This is a genomic window from Streptomyces sp. NH27 (assembly GCF_056859195.1).
This window is the reverse complement of record NZ_JACEGK010000634.1, coordinates 1-4100: the sequence shown is the minus strand read 5'-3', so window position 1 is coordinate 4100 and position 4100 is coordinate 1. Positions and strand designations below refer to the sequence as shown.

4 protein-coding genes and 1 pseudogene are annotated in these 4100 nt (G+C 73.1%); 3 read left to right on the top strand and 2 right to left on the bottom strand.

Going from position 1 to position 4100, the window contains the following annotated elements; all coding sequences use genetic code 11:
• A pseudogene (locus AC13HU_RS33510) lies at positions 1-479 on the top strand (SURF1 family protein); the annotation flags it as partial.
• Here the strand turns inward: AC13HU_RS33510 and AC13HU_RS33505 are convergent.
• Positions 459-2303: a S9 family peptidase gene (locus AC13HU_RS33505; protein ID WP_483045754.1), complete on the bottom strand. Its 1845-nt coding sequence runs from the start codon at positions 2301-2303 to the stop codon at positions 459-461. The pseudogene AC13HU_RS33510 and the gene AC13HU_RS33505 overlap by 21 nt on opposite strands.
• 134 nt (positions 2304-2437) lie before the next feature.
• A complete protein-coding gene (locus AC13HU_RS33500) occupies positions 2438-2947 on the bottom strand; it encodes a universal stress protein (RefSeq protein ID WP_483045753.1) in 510 nt (169 codons plus the stop codon).
• A gap of 159 nt (positions 2948-3106) precedes the next feature.
• Between AC13HU_RS33500 and AC13HU_RS33495 the strand changes: the two genes are divergently transcribed.
• Both AC13HU_RS33495 and AC13HU_RS33490 read left to right on the top strand, forming a co-directional pair.
• Positions 3107-3328, top strand: coding sequence for a hypothetical protein (locus AC13HU_RS33495; RefSeq protein WP_483045752.1), 222 nt, complete (start codon positions 3107-3109; stop codon positions 3326-3328).
• Between the two features lie 126 nt (positions 3329-3454).
• The coding region (locus AC13HU_RS33490; RefSeq protein WP_483045751.1) for an SAM-dependent methyltransferase at positions 3455-4100 on the top strand (646 nt) is incomplete at its 3' end.

Sequence of the window (4100 nt, the reverse complement as noted above, 5' to 3'; positions counted from 1 at the left end):
CCGAGACCACCGGTCTGGACACGAGCGGTGCGCTGCCCACCGATCAGATCGGCATCATCAGCGGCGCCTCCCTGGTCAATGTGCTGCCCTATCCCGTCTACAACGGCTGGATCACCGCCAACCACCCCGCGAAGCCGCTGACCGCGGTGCCCCCGGCTACCCCGTCGAACAGCGGCCTCGACCTCAAGGCGTTCCAGAACCTCGGCTACACCGGGCAGTGGTTCGTCTTCGCGGGCTTCGTCGTCTTCATGTGGTTCCGGTTCATCCGCCGGGAGGCCGAGGCGCGGGCCGACGCCGCGCTCGGCATCCTCCCGGACCAGCCGGACGGACCGGAGGGCCCGGGCGGGCCCGGCGGTCAGGGCCGACCGGGCGGGCCCGCCGCCCCCGACCCGCAGGCCGCGGACGGCGAGCCGGGGGAGCGGGACACCGAGGGCGCCCGGGACACCGCGTCGGTCGGGTCAGCCGCCCACGTGGCGTAGTGCGAAGGCCAGTTCCAGCCGGACCTGCTTGATCCGCTCCTCGACGACCAGCGAGCCGTGCCCCGCGTCGTACCGGTAGACCTCGTGCGGCTTGTCGAGGGTGTGCAGCCGCTCCACGTAGTTGTCGATCTGGCGTATCGGGCAGCGCGGGTCGTTCATGCCCGCGCTGATGTAGACGGGGGCGGCGACCTTGTCGACGTAGGTGATCGGCGAGGACGTCTCGTACCGGTCCGGGACTTCCTGCGGGGAGCCGCCGAAGAGGGTGCGGTCCAGGGCCTTGAGTGCCTCCATCTCGTCGGCGTACGCCGTCGCGTAGTCCGCGACGGGGACCGCGGCGATGCCGACCGTCCACGCCTCGGGCTGGGTGCCGAGGCCGAGCAGGGTCAGATAGCCACCCCACGAGCCGCCGGTGAGCACCAGCCGGGACGGGTCGGCGAGGCCGGAGTCGACCGCCCACTCCCGCACCGCGGCGATGTCCTCCAGCTCTATCAGGCCGACCCGGTGCTTGAGGGCGTCGGTCCACTCCCGGCCGTAACCGGTGGAGCCGCGGTAGTTGACCCGGACGACCGCGAAGCCGTGGTCGAGCCAGGCGGCGGGCCCCGCGGCGAAGGAGTCCGAGTCGTGCCAGGTGGGGCCGCCGTGGATCTCGAAGACCGTCGGGAACGGCGCTGCCGCCGCGGCGTCGTCACCGGCCGGGCGCGGCGGCCGCTGCACGAGTGCGTGGATCGGTCCACCCGGTCCGTCGACCCACACGTCCTCCACCGGCACCGAGTCGGGAGCGCGCAGCCCCGGTGCCTCCAGGACGACGCCGCCCGCGGTGGAGCGCACCGCAGGGGGCTGCTCGGCCGACGACCACAGGTACTCCACGCTGCCGTCGGGCCGCGCGGTCGCCCCGCTCACGCTGCCGGCCGGGGTGTCCAGCCGGGTCAGCGAGCCGTCCGCCAGGTCGTACCGGAACAGCTCGCCGCGGGCGTGGAAGTCGTGCACCACCAGCAGCGCCGAGCCGTCCGGATACCACTCGGCGTGCACGTCGCCGGGCAGGTCGAAGGCCAGCTCGGTCTGCGCGCCGCCGGCCACGTCCCACAGCATCGGCAGCCAGCGGTCGGCGCGCTGGTGGCCGACGAGCAGCCGGGTGTCACCGGGCACCGGGGCGAAGCCGAGGCAGTCCAGACCCAGTTCGCGCCGGCCGCCGTCGGTGTCGTCCAGCTCCGCGACCGTGCTGCCGTCGGAGACGCGGAGCACCCGCAGCGCGCTGTGCATCGCGTCGCCGTGCTCAGTGTGCTCGATCACGACCAGGGTGCCGTCCTCGGAGAGGTCGCCGACGCCCGCGGACTCCGGGTGCCGGTAGATCTCGTAACCCTCGCCGGACGGGGGCACGACGTGTACGGAGGTGCCTTCGTCGTCCGTGGAGCGGCCGATCACGGCGAGGCCGCCGACGCCCAGCGCGAGGCCCGCCGGATAGGAGGGGGGAAGGGCGGGTGCCGCCGGTATGTCCTCACCGCCCCCGAACGGCTGCTTCATCCACACGCCGAACTCGTCGCCATCGGTGTCGGAGAACCACCACACCCGAGTGCCGTCCCTGCTGAGGGTGCCGTCAGTCGTGCCGTTCGGCCGGTCGGTGACCTGGCGGCGGCCGCCGGTGGCGCGGTCCCACGCGTACAACTCGTAAGTCCCCGTCACATTGGACACGAACAGGCTGCGGTCCGGGGCGTCCTCGGCCCACTCCGGCAGCCCCACCCGAGGCGCGCGGAACCGCGTTTCCCACGCCGGCATGGCGCCGGCCTCCGACATGGGTCCGACGGCGGACCCGGTGATCTCGTTCATGACCCCATGATGCTCCGCCGCGACCGCCTTCGGTGCGGTTGCCCGTACAGCCTGTGGATAACTCCACGAAGTCGCAGGTAGGAGGACGGTGGATGGGGAGAGGCGCGGGCCGGCCGGGTGCCGCCCGCATGCTGTCAGTCCGCCTGCTGGGCCTCGCCGCGGACCACGACCACCGGGCAGGACGCGTGCAGCGTCACCGTGTGGCTGACCGAGCCGAGCAGGGTCGCGCGGAAAGTGCCGTGGCCGCGGACGCCGACCACGATGAGCTCCGCCCCCTCGCCGCGGTCGAGGATGACCTGCGCCGGGTTGCCCATGACGGTGACCGGGCCGACGGCGGCGGCGCGATCACGCGGCAGGGCCTGCTCCACCGCCTCCCTGAGCGCCTGCGCCGCGGATTCGCCCAGGTCGTAGTCCTCCGGCAGCCCCGGCATCGCACCGCCCCAGCCGAACGACGCGGGCATCTCCCACGCCATCACGGCCTCCAGGGACGCCCCGGTCAGCACGGCCTGGCGGTCGGCCCAGCGCAACGCGTGCAAGGACGGGTCGGAACCGTCGACGCCGACCACGATCCGGCCGTATTCCGTCGCCGACTCGCTGGTGGGCGCGCTCGTGGCCTCGCTCCGCTCGGCAACCGGCTCCGTCATGGCCTGCTCCTTACGCGCTACGTCCTACGGCTCCGCCGCAAGATCCGCCGCCGGACGGGCTGCCCGGCCTTGTCCACGGCAAACCCTAGGGGACGTAGTGGGGCATTGCCGTATGGAACGACCGCCGCTTGCGAGTGTTCGGGGTCCGGGTGCCCGCGGGTGCGGGTGACGGGTGTGTTCGACCGCTGCGACCGCGACGGCCTGCCGGCGTACCTCGAAGCGAGCAGCATGCGAAGCCGCGGCCTGTACGAGCGCCTCGGCTACACCTTCCTCGGCTACACCTTCCGCGGCTACACCTTCCTCGGCACCCCGGTCGAACTGCCCGACGGCCTGCACATGTATCCGATGTGGCGCGAGCCGCGCGCCGCGGCGCAGGGCTGACCCGTCCCACGGGGCGGACCCGGGAGGGGCGGGAGTGCCGCCATCCGCTCCCGGCCGGTGGTCCTTTCGTGGCCCGCGCTGAAATTCGTTTCCGTCGGCCATGCTCGCCACGTAGCGTGCCCGCCCATGGACAATGACCAGAGCCTGCCGCCGCGCCTCACCCGCCTCACCTTCCACGGACCGCTCTCCGAGGCCCGGGCGACGAGGATCATCGACCGGCTGGCCGGCACCGCGCCGCCCCGGACGGTGCTCGATATCGGTTGTGGCTGGGGCGAGTTCATGCTCCGCGTGCTCGAAGCCGTGCCAGGCGCGACCGGCGTCGGCATCGACCTGAACGCCGAGGACACCGCGCGCGGCCGCGCCAACGCCGAAAGCCGGGGCCTGGCCGACCGTGTCGCGTTCGTCGAGGAGTCCGGCATCGGCACCACCCGTGGCCCCGCCGACCTCGTCGTGTGCCTCGGCGCCGGCCATGCGCTCAGCGACCAGAGCCCACCTGCCCACATCGGGGCCGCACTTGAGGCCCTCCGCGGCCTCGTGACGCCGCACGGCCGCGTGCTGTTCGGCGAGGGCTTCTGGGAGCAGCCGCCGCCGCCCGAGCGGCTCACCGCCATGTGGCCCGAAGCCGCCGCCGACGAACTACCCGACCTCGCAAGCCTGGTGGACCTGGCGGTGTCCGCCGGCTTCCGGCCCTCCTGGATCGAGACCGCCTCCGCCGACGAATGGGACGACTTCGAGTCCGGCTACCAGTCCGACGCGGAGGACTGGCTCGCAA